Source organism: Streptomyces sp. NPDC058632, assembly GCF_042717095.1.
Classification (GTDB): domain Bacteria; phylum Actinomycetota; class Actinomycetes; order Streptomycetales; family Streptomycetaceae; genus Streptomyces.
The window spans coordinates 1-15,460 of the sequence record NZ_JBHXQZ010000088.1 but is presented as its reverse complement, the minus strand read 5'-3'; the positions used below and the strand labels follow the sequence as shown (position 1 = coordinate 15,460).

At 72.4% G+C, this 15,460-nt stretch carries 13 protein-coding genes and 1 pseudogene; 9 read left to right on the top strand and 5 right to left on the bottom strand.

Going from position 1 to position 15,460, the window contains the following annotated elements; translation table 11 throughout:
• The first annotated feature begins 52 nt into the window (after positions 1 to 52).
• Positions 53 to 1,693, top strand: a complete 1,641-nt coding sequence (locus ACFWVE_RS27640) for an ABC-F family ATP-binding cassette domain-containing protein (RefSeq protein ID WP_384019380.1) — start codon at positions 53 to 55, stop codon at positions 1,691 to 1,693.
• Between the two features lie 386 nt (positions 1,694 to 2,079).
• On the opposite strand, the gene ACFWVE_RS27635 is transcribed toward ACFWVE_RS27640, so the two are convergent.
• From ACFWVE_RS27635 to ACFWVE_RS27625, 3 genes are all read right to left on the bottom strand, one after another.
• Positions 2,080 to 4,482, bottom strand: coding sequence for a Tex family protein (locus ACFWVE_RS27635; RefSeq protein WP_384019375.1), 2,403 nt, complete (start codon positions 4,480 to 4,482; stop codon positions 2,080 to 2,082).
• Between the two features lie 104 nt (positions 4,483 to 4,586).
• The gene (locus ACFWVE_RS27630) at positions 4,587 to 4,721 is read right to left on the bottom strand and encodes an LPFR motif small protein (RefSeq protein ID WP_384019428.1); all 135 of its coding nucleotides are present in this window, start codon (positions 4,719 to 4,721) and stop codon (positions 4,587 to 4,589) included.
• A gap of 101 nt (positions 4,722 to 4,822) precedes the next feature.
• The gene (locus tag ACFWVE_RS27625; RefSeq protein ID WP_384019372.1) at positions 4,823 to 5,578 is read right to left on the bottom strand and encodes an enoyl-CoA hydratase/isomerase family protein; all 756 of its coding nucleotides are present in this window, start codon (positions 5,576 to 5,578) and stop codon (positions 4,823 to 4,825) included.
• Positions 5,579 to 5,690: 112 nt separating this feature from the next.
• Between ACFWVE_RS27625 and ACFWVE_RS27620 the strand changes: the two genes are divergently transcribed.
• Both ACFWVE_RS27620 and ACFWVE_RS27615 read left to right on the top strand, forming a co-directional pair.
• Positions 5,691 to 6,314, top strand: a complete 624-nt coding sequence (locus ACFWVE_RS27620) for an HdeD family acid-resistance protein (protein WP_384019369.1) — start codon at positions 5,691 to 5,693, stop codon at positions 6,312 to 6,314.
• A 174-nt stretch (positions 6,315 to 6,488) separates the two neighbouring features.
• On the top strand, positions 6,489 to 7,004 hold the full coding sequence (locus ACFWVE_RS27615; protein WP_384019425.1) for an ATP-binding protein: 516 nt from the start codon (positions 6,489 to 6,491) through the stop codon (positions 7,002 to 7,004).
• A 73-nt stretch (positions 7,005 to 7,077) separates the two neighbouring features.
• Here ACFWVE_RS27615 and idi read toward each other — a convergent pair whose 3' ends face one another.
• Complete coding sequence (gene idi, locus ACFWVE_RS27610; protein WP_384019366.1) at positions 7,078 to 7,671, bottom strand: isopentenyl-diphosphate Delta-isomerase; 594 nt, start codon at positions 7,669 to 7,671, stop codon at positions 7,078 to 7,080.
• Between the two features lie 354 nt (positions 7,672 to 8,025).
• Entirely contained in the window at positions 8,026 to 8,964 is a 939-nt protein-coding gene (locus ACFWVE_RS27605; protein ID WP_384019363.1) for a cation diffusion facilitator family transporter, read from the bottom strand.
• A gap of 799 nt (positions 8,965 to 9,763) precedes the next feature.
• On the opposite strand from ACFWVE_RS27605, the gene ACFWVE_RS27600 reads away from it, so the two are divergent.
• The 6 genes and pseudogenes from ACFWVE_RS27600 to ACFWVE_RS27575 form a co-directional block, all read left to right on the top strand.
• Positions 9,764 to 11,650, top strand: a complete 1,887-nt coding sequence (locus ACFWVE_RS27600; RefSeq protein WP_384019360.1) for a DUF5941 domain-containing protein — start codon at positions 9,764 to 9,766, stop codon at positions 11,648 to 11,650.
• The gene (locus ACFWVE_RS27595) at positions 11,647 to 12,399 is read left to right on the top strand and encodes a sugar phosphate nucleotidyltransferase (protein WP_384019358.1); all 753 of its coding nucleotides are present in this window, start codon (positions 11,647 to 11,649) and stop codon (positions 12,397 to 12,399) included. Before ACFWVE_RS27600 ends, ACFWVE_RS27595 begins: the two co-directional genes overlap by 4 nt.
• Complete coding sequence (locus ACFWVE_RS27590; RefSeq protein WP_384019355.1) at positions 12,387 to 13,448, top strand: iron-containing alcohol dehydrogenase family protein; 1,062 nt, start codon at positions 12,387 to 12,389, stop codon at positions 13,446 to 13,448. Before ACFWVE_RS27595 ends, ACFWVE_RS27590 begins: the two co-directional genes overlap by 13 nt.
• Complete coding sequence (locus ACFWVE_RS27585) at positions 13,426 to 14,205, top strand: CDP-alcohol phosphatidyltransferase family protein (RefSeq protein WP_384019352.1); 780 nt, start codon at positions 13,426 to 13,428, stop codon at positions 14,203 to 14,205. Before ACFWVE_RS27590 ends, ACFWVE_RS27585 begins: the two co-directional genes overlap by 23 nt.
• A 44-nt stretch (positions 14,206 to 14,249) precedes the next feature.
• The gene (locus ACFWVE_RS27580; protein WP_384019422.1) at positions 14,250 to 15,095 is read left to right on the top strand and encodes a glycosyltransferase family 2 protein; all 846 of its coding nucleotides are present in this window, start codon (positions 14,250 to 14,252) and stop codon (positions 15,093 to 15,095) included.
• Positions 15,096 to 15,193: 98 nt separating this feature from the next.
• Positions 15,194 to 15,460 (top strand): annotated as a pseudogene (locus ACFWVE_RS27575) (ABC transporter permease); the annotation flags it as partial.

Sequence of the window (15,460 nt, the reverse complement as noted above, 5' to 3'; positions counted from 1 at the left end):
CGGAAACCGGGTGCCCGAGGGGTGACGCGCGAAGGCTAGGATCGACGGTCTGATGACTGCCACCCTCGTCGCCAAGAACCTCTCCGCCGGCCATGGCGACCGCCCCCTGTTCAGCGGCCTCGACCTCGTGGTCGCCCCCGGCGACGTGATCGGCCTGGTCGGTGCCAACGGTGCCGGCAAGTCCACACTGCTGCGCCTGCTCGCCGGACTCACCGCGCCGGAGGAGGGCGAGCTGCGGCTCTCCCCGCCCACGGCGAGTGTCGGCCACCTCCCGCAGGAGCCGGAGCGCCGGCCCGGCGAGAGCGTCCGGGACTTCCTGGCCCGTCGCACCGGCGTCGCCGAGGCCCAGCGGACGATGGACGAGGCGACACAGGCCCTGGTCGACGGGGCGCCCGGCGCCGACGACGCGTACGCGGACGCCCTGGAGCGCTGGCTGGCCCTGGGCGGCGCCGACCTCGACGAACGCGCCGAGGAGGTCACCGCGTCGCTCGGGCTGACCGTCGGCCAGGACCAGCCGATGACCGCCCTGTCCGGCGGCCAGGCGGCCCGCGTCGGCCTCGCCTCCCTCCTCCTGTCCCGCTACGACGTCTTCCTCCTCGACGAGCCGACCAACGACCTCGACCTGGACGGCCTGGAGCGACTCGAACGCTTCGTCGGCGGACTGCGCGCCGGCACGGTCGTGGTCAGCCACGACCGCGAGTTCCTCACGCGCACCGTCACCAAGGTCCTCGAACTCGACCTCGCCCAGCGGCAGATCAACCTCTACGGCGGCGGCTACGCGGCCTACCTGGAGGAACGGGAGGTGGCCCGTCGGCACGCCCGCGACGAGTACGAGGAGTACGCCGACAAGAGGTCCGCGCTCCAGGACCGGGCCCAGACGCAGCGGTCCTGGATGGACAAGGGCGTGAAGAACGCACGTCGCAAGGCGGGCAACGACAACGACAAGATCGGCCGCAAGTTCCGCAGCGAGGCCAGCGAGAAGCAGGCCGCCAAGGCCCGCCAGACCCAGCGCATGATCGAACGCCTCGATACGGTCGAGGAGCCGCGCAAGGAATGGGAGCTGCGCATGGAGATCGCGGCGGCCCCGCGCTCCGGCGCGGTGGTGGCGACGCTGCGGGACGCCGAGGTGCGGCGCGGCGACTTCGTGCTCGGGCCGGTCACCCTGCAGATCGACTGGGCGGACCGGGTCGCCGTCACGGGCGCCAACGGCGCCGGGAAGTCCACCCTGCTGGGCGCCCTGCTGGGCCGCGTCCCGGTCGACGCCGGGCATGCCGCGCTGGGCTCGGGCGTGCTGCTCGGGGAGGTCGACCAGGCCCGCGCGCTGTTCCACGGCACCGAGGCCCTGCTCGACGCCTTCCGCGCCGGGATCCCGGACACCGAACCGGCCGAGATCCGTACCCTGCTGGCCAAGTTCGGACTCAAGGCGGACCACGTGATGCGTCCGGCGGTCACCCTCTCCCCGGGCGAACGCACCCGCGCCGCCCTCGCCCTCCTCCAGGGCCGGGGTGTCAACCTCCTCGTCCTCGACGAGCCGACCAACCACCTCGACCTGCCCGCCATCGAGCAGCTGGAGTCGGCCCTCGACTCCTACGAAGGCACCCTCCTCCTCGTCACCCACGACCGGCGCATGCTCGACGCGGTCCACGTCACCCGCCGCCTGGAAGTGGCCGACGGCAAGGTCACCGAACACTGACCGGGTACGGACGAGGCCTGACCGGGCACCGACCGGGTGCGGTCCGGGCCTGATCCGGCGCCGGGTCGGGCCGCCGCCGAACAGCCCGACGCCCGGCCCCTCGCACGCAGCGGAGGAACCGGGCCGTCGGTCGACGCAGGGCTCAGGGTCTGTCCAGGGCCTGGGGCCGGTCCGGCGGATCGGGTCGGAGGCGATCGGCGGTGTCCGTCCGGCCGGGGCGAGTGGGGTCCGGTGCGTTCGGCCGCAGGGCGGAGGAGGGCGCCGACGCGAGGGGGGTCCCTCCCTGCTCGGGCGGAGCCGGGGGCCCGGGGGAGCCGGCGACCGACGACAACGCCGCGGACGGGCGTGCCGGACCCCACGTCTTCGGCATGACCCGCCGGACAGGCCTAGCGCTTGCCCTTCTTCGGGTCGGCCAGCCCCGCCCGGCGCAAAGCGTCGGCCATCGCGCTGTTCGCCGGTGCGGGTGCCTGACGCGCGCCGCCGTTTCCGCGACCGCCCCCACCGCGGACCTGCCCCTGCCCCTGCCCCTGCCCCTGCCCCTGGCGCTGCTGCGGGGGGCGCCCGCCGCCGCGCTGCCGGCGCCCGCCGGGAGCCGCCTCGGTCTGCTCCGCCGCCTCGTCGTCCAGCCGCAGGGTCAGCGAGACCCGCTTGCGCGGAATGTCGATGTCGAGGACCTTCACCTTGACGATGTCGCCCGGCTTCACCACGTCCCGCGGGTCCTTGACGAACGTCTTCGACATGGCGGAGACGTGCACCAGGCCGTCCTGGTGGACGCCGATGTCGACGAAGGCGCCGAAGGCCGCCACGTTCGTCACCACACCCTCCAGGATCATCCCGGAGGAGAGGTCGGAGATCTTCTCCACGCCCTCCTTGAAGGCGGCGGTCCTGAAGGCGGGCCGCGGGTCGCGCCCCGGCTTCTCCAACTCCTTGAGGATGTCCGAGACGGTCGGCAGACCGAACTTCTCGTCCACGAAGTCCTGCGGCCTCAGCGAGCGCAGCACCCCCGTGTTGCCGACCAGGGAGGCGACCTCCCCGCCGGACTTCTGCACCATGCGCCGGACCACCGGATAGGCCTCCGGGTGCACGCTGGAGGCGTCCAGCGGGTCGCCGCCGCGGATCCGCAGGAAGCCCGCGCACTGCTCGTACGCCTTGGGACCGAGCCTCGGCACCTTCTTCAGCTCGCCGCGGGACCCGAACGGCCCGTTGTCGTCCCGGTGGGACACGATGTTCTCGGCGAGCCCGGAGGTGATGCCGGAGACCCGGGCGAGCAGTGGTGCGGACGCCGTGTTGACGTCCACTCCCACGCCGTTGACACAGTCCTCCACCACCGCGTCCAGCGAACGCGACAGCTTCACCTCGGACAGGTCGTGCTGGTACTGGCCGACGCCGATCGACTTCGGGTCGATCTTCACCAGCTCCGCCAGCGGGTCCTGGAGGCGGCGCGCGATCGACACCGCCCCGCGCAGCGACACGTCCATGTCCGGCAGCTCCTGCGAGGCGAACGCGGACGCCGAGTACACCGAGGCGCCCGCCTCGGACACCATCACCTTCGTCAGCTTCAGCTCGGGATGACGGGTGATGAGATCGCCGGCCAGCCTGTCGGTCTCGCGGGACGCCGTACCGTTGCCGATCGCGATCAGCTCGACGGCGTGCTCCTTCGCGAGCCGGGCCAGTCTGGCGATCGACTCGTCCCACCGGTTGGCCGGGACGTGCGGGTGGATCACGTCGGTGGCGACGACCTTGCCCGTCGCGTCCACCACGGCGACCTTCACCCCCGTACGGAAGCCGGGGTCGAGACCGAGGGTCGCGCGGGTGCCGGCCGGAGCGGCGAGCAGCAGGTCGCGCAGATTCGCCGCGAACACCCGCACCGCCTCGTCCTCGGCCGCCGTACGCAGCCTCAGTCGCAGGTCGATCCCGAGATGCACCAGGATGCGCGTGCGCCACGCCCAGCGGACCGTGTCCAGCAGCCACTTGTCGGCCGGGCGGCCCCGGTCGCCGATCCCGAACCGGTGGGCCACCGTGCCCTCGTACGAGGACGGGCCCTCCGTGGCCTCCTCCGGCTCCAGGACGAGGTCCAGGACCTCCTCCTTCTCGCCGCGCAGCATCGCCAGGATCCGGTGCGAGGGCAGCTCGGTGAACGGCTCGGCGAAGTCGAAGTAGTCGGAGAACTTGGCGCCCGCCTCCTCCTTGCCGTCGCGCACCTTGGCGACGAGCCGCCCGCGCACCCACATGCGCTCCCGCAGCTCGCCGATCAGGTCCGCGTCCTCCGAGAACCGCTCGGTGAGGATGGCCCGCGCGCCGTCCAGGGCGGCCTGCGGATCGGCGACACCCCGGTCGGCGTTCACGAACGCGGCGGCCGCGGCGAGGGGCTCGACGCCCGGATCACCGAGCAGCCCGTCCGCCAGCGGCTCGAGCCCCGCCTCGCGCGCGATCTGCGCCTTGGTACGCCGCTTCGGCTTGTACGGCAGATAGATGTCCTCCAGGCGCGCCTTGGTCTCCGCGCCCCGGATCCGCGCCTCCAGCTCCTCGGTGAGCTTGCCCTGCTCGCGCACCGAGTCCAGGATCGCCGTACGACGCTCCTCGAGCTCCCGCAGGTAGCGCAGCCGCTCCTCGAGCGTGCGCAGCTGCGCGTCGTCGAGCATCTCGGTGGCTTCCTTGCGGTAGCGGGCGATGAAGGGCACCGTCGAACCGCCGTCGAGCAGTTCCACGGCGGCCCTCACCTGCCGCTCCTGTACGCCGAGCTCCCCGGCGATCCTGCCTTCGATGGACCCTTGGAGGGGTGTCGTCACGATCCCGTACCGCCTTCTTCGCTGAGGTTGCGCGGCAATTGTGGCAGGTGACGACGGCAATCGGGGATCAGGGCGCCGACTCGCGGAGTCCGGGGCGCGCCGGGTCAGGCGCGTCGGCCCCGCCCCGCCGACGAGGCGCCCCCGAACAGCCGGGCCAGCGCCCGGAACGGCAGGGTGACGACGGTGGCAGCGGCGCCGCCGATCTGACGCAGAACATCCGCGATGGCACGCAAAACGATCTCCTCCTTCGGTTTCCCGTCCGTCCCGGGCCGGAACGGACGGTGACCTACTGGTACCTCGTCAACGCTCCAACATGCCTGCCCGTCGCGAACGCCGTGTCCTACCGGCGCCCCGGCAGGTTCCAGCCGAACCGGGGCGGCCTGCGTTCGAGGAAGGCGGCGACCCCCTCCGCCGTGTCGCCGTTGCCCTGCGCCTGGCCGCTCCAGTGGGCGTCACGGTCGGTGCGCCCGTTCGCGAACTCCTTCGCCGCGGCCTGTGTCAGCTGCGAACGCGAGACCAGGATCCCGGTGAACTCCGCGATCCGCCGGTCCAGCCCGTCCGCGGGCAGCACCTCGTCGACCAGTCCCGTACGCAGCGCCCGCGCGGTGTCGATCAACTCGCCGGAGAACAGCAGGTACTTGGCGGCGGACGGCCCCACCAGCGACACCAGCCGCCTGGTGGAGGAGGCCGGGTAGACGATCCCGAGCCGGGCCGGGGTCACGCCGAACACCGCCCCCTCCTGCGCGAACCGCAGATCGCAGGCGGCCGCCAGCTGTGCCCCGCCGCCGACGCAGTGGCCCCGGACCGCCGCGAGCGTCGGCTTGGGGAACGCGGCGAGCGATTCCTCGGCCGCCACGGCGAGCCGCTGCGCCTCCTGCGGCGACCCCTTGAGCGTGGAGATGTCCGCACCGGCGCAGAATGTTTCGCCCTCGCCGGTGAGCACCAGCGCCCGCACCCCGGCGTCGTCGGCCAGCGCGTCGAGCAGCGGCGGCAGCGCGCGCCACATCGCGGTCGTCATGGCGTTGCGCCTGGCCGGGTGGCGGATGACGACCGTGGCGACCGAGTCGGTGACGCTGTGCGACAGCTGCGGCTCCATGCGCCGGATGTTATCCGCCCCGGTCGCGGCGCTGATCGGCAGGAGCGTGTGAGGCGTTACGCGACACCGGGGCAGGGGAGAAGGAGAGAGAACGGACAATGAGGAGGCAGTCATGGCCAAATCCACCAAACCGCGTGGCGAGGCGGCCAAACTGAAGAGCGGCTTCGGCCTGCTCGCCGCGCTCGGCGTGATCCTGGTCGTCGCCGGCCTCATCGGTCTCGTCCACACCGCGGTCGCCACGCTGACGACGATGGTGCTGTTCGGCTGGCTGCTGCTGATCGGCGGCGTGGTCTCGCTGCTGCACGCGGTCCAGGCCCGGCACACCAACTTCTTCTGGCTCGCCGTGATCGTCGCGGCGCTGAACATCGCGGCCGGCGTGGTGGTCCTGCGCACACCGGAGGCGGCGGCCGAGGCGCTGACCATGTTCGCCGCGCTGCTGTTCCTCACCGGCGGACTGTTCCGCATGGTGGGGAGCATGGTGGTCCGCGGGCCGCAGTTCGGTGTGACGCTCCTGCAGGGCGTCCTCGGCCTCCTCCTCGGCATCCTGGTCCTGGCCACCTGGCCGAGCAGCAGCCAGTACGTGATCGGCACCTTCCTCTCACTCGCCCTGCTCTTCGACGGGCTCGGGCTGATCTCCACCGGCTACGGCGGGCGCAGGATCGTGGGCATGGTCTCCGACCGGCTGACGGGCCCGGAGGACACCGGACCGAATGCCAAACCCGTACAACCCGAATAGTTCGCCGATACGACACGGGGCGGACAGAAGCAGTGCCGCAAGCGACGGTGGCATACGCCAACGGTCGGAAACGCTCGATATCCGCTGACTTCTGTTCAGGGCTTCGGTGGGGCGCGCATGGTTACCAACACTCGACGTGTGGTGACAATCGAGCGTGAGGGTGGCGACCGGACGATGGACGACCAAGGGCGAGGGCCCGGCCCACGCCCACAGGACGGGGACGGACCCACCGGGGCGAAGAGCGCGACACCCCAACCGGCGCCGCTGCCGTACGAAGGCGTCTGGCGGTTCACCGCCCCCGCCGTCGACGCCTCGGTCCCGCAGGCGCGCCATGCCGTACGGGACCTGCTGCTGCGCCAGGGGGTGCCGGTCGCCGACGAGGTGGTGCAGGGCCTGCTGCTGATCGTGTCGGAACTGGTCACCAACGCCGTACGGCACGCGGCCCTGCTCTCCCCGACGCTCGCCGTCGAGGTCGCCGTCGGAGCCGAGTGGGTGCGGGTGTCCGTGGAGGACAACCACCCCTACCGCCCGACCGCTATGGAGGCCGACCACGGCCGCACCGGCGGCCGCGGACTGCTCCTGGTGTTCGAGATCACCCGCGAGGCGAACGGCATGTGCGACGTCGAGCACACCGCGAGCGGCGGCAAGGTGATCTGGGCCGCCCTGCCGCTCAAGCCCGCGCAGATCTGACGGCCCGCACCGCCCGGGCCCGGACCCGGCCTCCCCGACGCGCACGCGGGTCGGCGACCGGCTCCGCGCACGGTCACCAGCCCGCCGACGGTCCCGTCAGCTCCCGGACCGCCGGGCGGACCGCGTCCAGCACGGTCATGAACCACGCGGAGAAGGTGTCCCCGGCATGCCGCCGGGCCAGCTCGTCCGGGGTCACGAACGCCGTGGACGCCACCTCCTCGGGATCCGCCCGCAGCGGCGCCTGCACCATGCCGACGAACAGGTGGTTGTACTCCTGCTCGACCAGACCGGAGGCCGGGTCCGGGTGGTTGTAGCGCACCGTGCCCGCCTCGGCGAGCAGCGACGGGGACAGCCCCAGCTCCTCGAAGGTCCGCCGGGCCGCCGCCGCGAACGGCGCCTCACCGGGGTAGGGGTGCCCGCAGCACGTGTTGGACCACACACCGGGGGAGTGGTACTTGCCCAGCGCCCGCTGCTGGATCAGCAGCCGCCCCCGCTCGTCGAACAGGAACACCGAGAACGCCCGGTGCAGCCGCCCCGGGGGCTGATGGGCGGCCAGCTTCTCCGCGGTACCGATCGTCACGCCGGCTTCGTCGACCAGCTCCAGCAGAATCGCCTCGGCGGCAGGGCCCGACGGGCTGTGCGTCGCGGTGGCAGGTGTGATCGGCATACCCATCCTTCACTCGGTCTTCGCGCCCCAAGTCTGCCGCACGAATCCGGCACTCCCGGCACTCCCCGCACCGCCCGCATGTCCCGCGGACGGTCCGGCCCATGGCCGGCGCGGACGGACACCGGTAAGAGGGGCCCCCGAGGACGACCTGCCCGGACCGACGCCGGGAGAACCGCGAGAAGCGGGGCGCCATGGACGAAAGGGCCCGGGTACGGGGGCGGAAGGATGCTCCCCCCGGCGCATGGACGCCACGCTCACGCCCCAGCGGCGCCTCCCACCCCAGCCGTGCCCCGCACCCCGTCGTCGCCACGTCACCCCACGGCACCGGGACGGCACCCGCGGCCCGGTGCCGTCTCAGTGACAGAGCCGCGCCTCGTGCTCCGCGTGGCCGCGCGGTTCCAGCTGGAAGGTGCAGTGCTCCACGTCGAAGTGGTCGCCCAGACAGCTCTGCAGTTCGTGCAGCATCTTCTCGTGCCCGAGGGCACCGAGCGCCTCGGAGCTGACGACCACGTGCGCGGACAGCACCGGCATGCCCGAGGTGATGGTCCAGGCGTGCAGGTCGTGCACGTCCTCGACGCCTTGCGTGCCCAGGATGTGCGCCCGGACCTGGACCATGTCCACGCCCTTGGGCGCCGCCTCCAGCAGGACGTCCAGGGTCTCGCGCAGCAGCTTGAAGGTGCGGGGCACGATCAGTACGGCGATCACGAGGGAGGCGATCGGGTCGGCGGCCATCCAGCCGGTCGCCACGACGACCAGCGCCGAGACGATCACCGCGACCGAGCCGAGCGCGTCGGCGGCCACCTCCAGGAACGCCCCGCGCACGTTCAGGCTCTCCTTCTGCCCGCTCATCAGCAGCGTCAGCGACACCATGTTGGCGACCAGACCGATCGCGCCGAAGACCAGCGTCAGACCGCCCTCGGTGCCGGCCGGCGTGATGAACCGCTGGACCGCCTCGTACAGCACATAGCCGCCCACCCCGAGCAGCAGCAGGCAGTTCGCGAGCGCGGCGAGTATCTCCGCGCGGGCGTAGCCGAAGGTGCGGCGCTCACTCGGCGGGCGGTTCGCGAAGTGGATCGCCAGCAGCGCCATGCCGAGCCCCAGCGCGTCCGTCGCCATATGAGCCGCGTCGGCGACCAGGGCGAGCGAATCGGCCAGCACACCGCCGATGATCTCGACGACCATGACGACGAGCGTGATCGCCAGCGCCGCCCGCAGCCTGCCGCGGTACGCCGCGCTCGCCGTACCGCCGGCGGGCGCGCCGTGCGCGTGCCCGTGATCGTGCCCAGCCCCCATGAAAGCCGTCCTTCCCGGACTCGTCCGGATCACAGTGAACTACGGGCCGGGGGCATCCGGCAACGCGGCACTGAACACCGTTGTCATGTGCTCTGACCTGCGTAAACGGTGTGCAGGTCAGACGTGCTCGGGTGGTGCGGGCATCCCTGGGCGGCCCGGTCGGCGCCGCGGGCGAGTCAGGGACGCGGGCGCCGCCCGGCGTCGGCCCGTTCTCGCCGTGCGCATGTGCCGGGGCGCGGGGCGTGGCCTCCGTGACGAGATCCACACCGGTCCTGCCGTGCGCGACCCCCGGCGCGGGGAACGTGGAGCGCCCGCCGTCGCGGCGCCCGGCGCGGGAGCGCACTCGCCCTCCCCGGCGATACGGCGAAGGTCCGGCAGCCCGGGATCCCCACCGGGCTGCCCGCGGACCTCGTCTGCGGACAATGCGCTGGTCAGAGGTTGACTACCCGCTCCCCGGCAGCGGTCGCGGCCCGCCTCGTACGCGTCTCGCGGCAGCCGTCCCCAACGCTGGTGCGGCCCGCCCGGCGCCTGGTGGAGCGGTGCCGGGGCAATGCCCTGTATTTGCCTCGATGCCCCTTCTGGGTGCGCGGTTTGTGGGCCGGCCCCGCTATCCCCGATGATGATCGCGGCAGGGACGCAGGTGAAACCACAACGATCCAACCGTCGAACGGGCGGTGAACACGGGTTCAGGAACATCCGCTAACCTCAGCCGACATGCCGCCCGGGGGCCCCGTACGGCCGCCCCCCACCATGTACACGACCGGCGTGGACGCGTCGGCATCCAGGAAGTGAGATTCGGTTGTCGACCGCCATCCTCACCGGTCAGCCGGTTCCGGGTTCGTCGCTCGAGACGGACCTGCGTTCCCTCGGCTTCGACGTGCGGATCGCGGCCGGCACCGCGGCGGCCGAGGCCCTGCTCGCCGAGGTGCCGGCCGGTCAGCGGGTCGCCGTCGTCGACGCCCGGTTCGTGGGCCACGAGCACGCACTGCGTCTCGGCCTCACCGACCCCCGCTTCCCGCTCGCCGCGATCCCCGGTGCCGTCACCGCCCAGCCGGCCGCCCGCCCGGCCCTTGCCCGCGCGATGACCCGCGAGAGCGCCGCGGTCCCCGAGCCCGCTGCCACCGCCGAGCCCGCGACCGGCAGGACCGATGAGACCGCCTCCGGCGGCACCCCGGCGCCCGCCGGAACCACCCTCACCGACCGCATCGTCACCGCCCTGGGCGCCGACGGCAGCGACCCGCACCGCCCCGACCTCGGCAGCCTCGTCGCCACCGTCCCCGACGACCCGCAGGCCCGCAACGAGGCCCGGCAGGCCGTCGCCGCCGTCGACGACGAGGCCGTCCGGCTGAAGTCGGCCGTCAAGGCCCGCGACGGCTTCTTCACCACCTACTGCATCAGCCCGTACTCCCGCTACATCGCCCGCTGGTGCGCCCGGCGCGGCCTGACCCCCAACCAGGTCACCACCGCCTCCCTGGTCACCGCGCTCATAGCGGCCGGCTGCGCCGCCACCGGAACCCGTCCGGGCTTCGTCGCCGCCGGTGTCCTGCTCCTCGCCTCCTTCGTGCTGGACTGCACCGACGGACAGCTCGCCCGCTACTCCCTGCAGTACTCCACCCTCGGCGCCTGGCTCGACGCCACCTTCGACCGCGCCAAGGAGTACGCCTACTACGCGGGCCTCGCCCTCGGCGCGGCCCGCGGCGGTGACGACGTATGGGCCCTCGCCCTCGGCGCGATGGTCCTGCAGACCTGCCGGCACGTCGTGGACTTCTCCTTCAACGAGGCGAACGCCGACAGTACGGCCGCCACCGCCAACACCAGCCCCACCGCCGCCCTCTCCGACAGACTCGACAGCGTCGGCTGGACGGTCTGGGTACGCCGCATGATCGTCCTCCCGATCGGCGAGCGCTGGGCGATGATCGCGGTCCTCACGGCCCTCACGACCCCCCGTATCACCTTCTGCGCCCTGCTGATCGGCTGCGCCTTCGCGGCGACGTACACCACGGCCGGCCGCGTCCTGCGCTCCCTGACCCGCAAGGCCCGCAGGACCGACCGCGCGGCGCGCGCCCTCGCGGACCTCACCGACAGCGGACCGCTCGCCGAACGCCTCGCCGGGGCGCTGAAGGCCACCGCGCGACGCCTGCCCGGCTTCACCGCCCCCGCCGTCGCCCTGCTCGGCGGTGCCGCCGTCACCGCCACGGCCGTGCTGACCGGCTTCGGCGGACCGTGGCCCGTACTGGCCGCCCTCCTGTACGTCCTGACCTCCGCCCTGGCCGTCGCCCGCCCCCTCAAGGGCCCCCTCGACTGGCTGGTCCCGCCGTTCCTGCGTGCCGCCGAGTACGGCACCGTCCTGGCACTGGCGGCGGGCGCCGAGGTGAACGGAGCGCTGCCGGCGGCCTACGGTCTGGTGGCCGCCGTCGCCTACCATCACTACGACACGGTCTACCGCATCCGCGGCGGCGCGGGCGCGCCCCCGCCCTGGCTGGTGCGGGCGATCGGTGGGCACGAAGGCCGCACCCTGGCGGTCGTCGTCCTGGCCGCCCTGCTCACCGCCTCGCAGTTCACCGTCGCGCTCACGGTGCTCGCCGTGGCCGTGGCCCTGCTGGTGCTCTTCGAGAGCATCCGCTTCTGGGTGGCCGCCCACCGCGGCGGCGCACCCGCCGTACACGATGAAGGAGAACCCGCATGATCGGCCTCGTGCTGGCGGCCGGCGCCGGACGGCGTCTGCGCCCCTACACCGACACCCTGCCCAAGGCGCTGGTGCCGGTGGGGCCCGCGGGCATAGAGGGCGAACCGACGGTCCTGGACCTCACCCTCGGCAACTTCGCCGAGATCGGCCTGACCGAGGCCGCCGTCATCGTCGGCTACCGCAAGGAGGCCGTGTACGAGCGCAAGGCGGCCCTGGAGCAGAAGTACGGGCTCGAGCTCACCCTGATCGACAACGACAAGGCCGAGGAGTGGAACAACGCCTACTCCCTGTGGTGCGGTCGTGACGCCCTCAAGGACGGCGTGATCCTCGCCAACGGCGACACCGTGCACCCGGTCTCCGTCGAGAAGACGCTCCTCGCCGCCCGCGGCGACGGCAAGAGGATCATCCTCGCCCTCGACACGGTCAAGCAGCTCGCCGACGAGGAGATGAAGGTCGTCGTCGACCCCGTGAAGGGGATGACGACGATCACCAAGCTGATGGACCCCGCCGAGGCCACCGGCGAGTACATCGGTGTCACCCTCATCGAGGGCGACGCCGCCCCCGCGCTGGCCGACGCGCTCAAGACCGTGTGGGAGACCGACCCGCAGCAGTTCTACGAGCACGGCTACCAGGAACTGGTGAACCGCGGCTTCCGGATCGACGTGGCGCCGATCGGCGACCTCGACTGGGTGGAGATCGACAACCACGACGATCTCGCCCGTGGACGGGAGATCGCATGCCAGTACTGACCCGGCTCATCCCCTCCCCGCTCGTCGTCGACATCCGCCCCGGTGCCCTCGACGACCTGGCCGGGGTCCTCGCCGACGAGCGCATCGCACAGTCGGGCCGCCTCGCCGTCGCCGTCAGCGGCGGCTCCGGCGCCGGACTGCGCGAGCGGCTCTCCCCGTCGCTGCCCGGCGCCACCTGGTACGAGGTCGGCGGCGGCACCCTCGACGACGCGGTCCGGCTGGCCGGCGCCATAAAGGCCGGCCACTACGACGCGATCGTCGGACTCGGCGGCGGCAAGATCATCGACTGCGCCAAGTTCGCCGCGGCACGCGTCGGCCTCCCTCTGGTCGCCGTACCGACGAACCTCGCGCACGACGGCCTGTGCTCGCCCGTCGCCACCCTCGACAACGACGCCGGCCGCGGCTCCTACGGCGTGCCGAACCCGATCGCGGTCGTCATCGACCTCGACATCATCCGGGACGCCCCGGTGCGCTTCGTACGCGCCGGTATCGGCGACGCCGTCTCCAACGTCTCCGCCATCGCGGACTGGGAACTGGCCCACCGGGTCAAGGGCGAGCGGATCGACGGGCTCGCCGCGGCCATGGCCCGGCAGGCCGGCGAGTCCGTGCTGCGCCACCCCGGAGGGATCGGCGACAACGACTTCCTCCAGGTGCTCGCCGAGGCACTGGTCCTCAGCGGCATCGCCATGTCGGTGTCCGGCGACTCGCGGCCGTCCTCCGGGGCCTGCCACGAGATCAACCACGCCTTCGACCTGCTCTACCCCAAGCGGGCCGCCGCCCACGGAGAGCAGTGCGGCCTGGGCGCGGCCTTCGCCATGTACCTGCGCGGCGCGCACGACGAGTCGGCGTACATGGCCGAAGTGCTGCGCCGGCACGGACTCCCGGTACTGCCGGAAGAGATCGGCTTCACGGCGGAGGAGTTCGTCAAAGTCGTCGAATTCGCCCCCGAGACCCGTCCCGGCCGCTACACGATCCTCGAGCATCTCGACCTGAAGACCGAACAGATCAAGGACACCTACGCCGACTATGTCAAGGCCATCGGTAGCTGAACTCCGTCCGGTCGTCCACCCCGCGGGGGTGAAGGACCGGCGCAGCGGTGAGCACTGGATGGGACGCCTCTACATGCGTGAGGTGTCCCTGCGGGTGGACCGCTACCTGGTGAACACCAGGGTCACGCCCAACCAGCTCACGTATCTGATGACCGTCTTCGGCGTCCTCGCCGCCCCGGCCCTGCTGGTGCCGGGGATCACGGGCGCGGTCCTCGGCGTGGTCATGGTGCAGCTGTACCTGCTGCTCGACTGCGTGGACGGCGAGGTCGCCCGCTGGAAGCAGCAGTTCTCGCTCAGCGGGGTCTACCTGGACCGGGTGGGCGCCTACCTGTGCGACGCGGCCGTCCTCGTCGGGCTCGGCCTGCGCGCCGCCGACCTGTGGGGCACCGGACGCATCGACTGGCTCTGGGCCTTCCTCGGCACCCTGGCCGCCCTCGGCGCCATCCTGATCAAGGCCGAGACCGACCTGGTCGGCGTGGCCCGGCACCAGGGCGGCCTCCCGCCGGTCAAGGAGGCCGCCGCCGAGCCGCGCTCCTCCGGCATGGCGCTGGCCCGCCGGGCCGCCGGAGCCCTGAAGTTCCACCGGCTGATCCTCGGCATCGAGGCATCCCTGCTGATCCTGCTCCTCGCGATCCTCGACGCAGCCCGGGGCGACCTGTTCTTCACCCGCCTGGGCACCGCCGTCCTCGCCGGGATAGCCTTGCTGCAGACGCTGCTGCACCTGGTGTCCGTCCTCGCCTCCAGCAGGCTGAGGTGACCGCTGTGGGATCCTCCCTCAAGGTCGGCGCGGTGATCATCACCATGGGGAACCGCCCCGACGAGCTGCGCGCCCTGCTCGACTCGGTCGCCAAGCAGGACGGCGAACCGGTCCGGGCCGTCGTCGTCGGCAACGGCTCGCCCGTCCCGGAGGTCCCCGACGGCGTGCGCACCGTCGAGCTGCCGGAGAACCTCGGCATCCCCGGTGGCCGCAACGTCGGCATCGAGGCGTTCGGCCCGAACGGCCAGGACGTCGACATCCTGCTGTTCCTCGACGACGACGGCCTCCTGGCGCACCACGACACGGCCGAGCTGTGCCGCCAGGCGTTCGCCGCCGACCCGGAGCTCGGCATCATCAGCTTCCGCATCGCCGACCCGGACACCGGCAGCACCCAGCGCCGCCACGTGCCCCGACTGCGCGCCGCCGACCCGATGCGATCCTCGAGGGTGACCACCTTCCTCGGCGGCGCCAACGCCGTACGCACCCGGGTCTTCGCCGACGCCGGCTGCCTGCCCGACGCGTTCTTCTACGCGCACGAGGAGACCGACCTGGCCTGGCGGGCCCTCGACGCCGGCTGGATGATCGACTACCGGTCCGACATGGTGCTGTACCACCCGACCACCGTCCCCTCGCGGCACGCGGTCTACCACCGCATGGTCGCCCGCAACCGCGTCTGGCTGGCCCGCCGCAACCTTCCCGCGCCCCTGGTCCCCCTCTACCTGGGCGCCTGGATGCTGCTCACCCTGCTCCGCAGACCCTCGCGCCCGGCTCTCAAGGCCTGGTTCGGCGGCTTCCGGGAGGGCTGGACCACCCCCTGCGGTCCTCGCCGGCCCATGAAGTGGCGTACGGTGTGGCGGCTGACCCGGCTGGGCCGGCCCCCTGTGATCTGACAAGCTCGTGTCCGGGACCATCGGGGCCGCACCCAGGCCTTCCGGCACATGCCCGGTCCGTACGGGCCGGGCATCTCGAAGAGGGAAAGCTTCCACCAGTGAGTGAGACAACGCATGACGGTCCGGTCGCGGTCGGCGCGCCCGTGCCGCCCGACGACGGCCTCACGGCGGCCGAGCTCGCCGCCAAGTACGGACTGACGGTGAGCGGCGCCCGGCCGTCGCTCGTCGAGTACGTCCGTCAGCTCTGGGGGCGCCGGCACTTCATCCTCACCTTCTCCCGGGCGAAGCTGACCGCGCAGTACAGCCAGGCCAAGCTCGGCCAGCTGTGGCAGGTGGCCACGCCGCTGCTGAACGCGGCCGTGTAC

Coding starts and splice junctions, on each gene's coding strand:
- idi (WP_384019366.1), bottom strand. CDS start 7,671: ATGCCGATCACACCTGCCACCGCGACGCACAGCCCGTCGGGCCCTGCC.
- ACFWVE_RS27625 (WP_384019372.1), bottom strand. CDS start 5,578: ATGGAGCCGCAGCTGTCGCACAGCGTCACCGACTCGGTCGCCACGGTC.
- ACFWVE_RS27590 (WP_384019355.1), top strand. CDS start 12,387: ATGCCAGTACTGACCCGGCTCATCCCCTCCCCGCTCGTCGTCGACATC.
- ACFWVE_RS27595 (WP_384019358.1), top strand. CDS start 11,647: ATGATCGGCCTCGTGCTGGCGGCCGGCGCCGGACGGCGTCTGCGCCCC.
- ACFWVE_RS27620 (WP_384019369.1), top strand. CDS start 5,691: ATGGCCAAATCCACCAAACCGCGTGGCGAGGCGGCCAAACTGAAGAGC.
- ACFWVE_RS27605 (WP_384019363.1), bottom strand. CDS start 8,964: ATGGGGGCTGGGCACGATCACGGGCACGCGCACGGCGCGCCCGCCGGC.
- ACFWVE_RS27615 (WP_384019425.1), top strand. CDS start 6,489: ATGGACGACCAAGGGCGAGGGCCCGGCCCACGCCCACAGGACGGGGAC.
- ACFWVE_RS27585 (WP_384019352.1), top strand. CDS start 13,426: ATGTCAAGGCCATCGGTAGCTGAACTCCGTCCGGTCGTCCACCCCGCG.
- ACFWVE_RS27580 (WP_384019422.1), top strand. CDS start 14,250: ATGGGGAACCGCCCCGACGAGCTGCGCGCCCTGCTCGACTCGGTCGCC.
- ACFWVE_RS27640 (WP_384019380.1), top strand. CDS start 53: ATGACTGCCACCCTCGTCGCCAAGAACCTCTCCGCCGGCCATGGCGAC.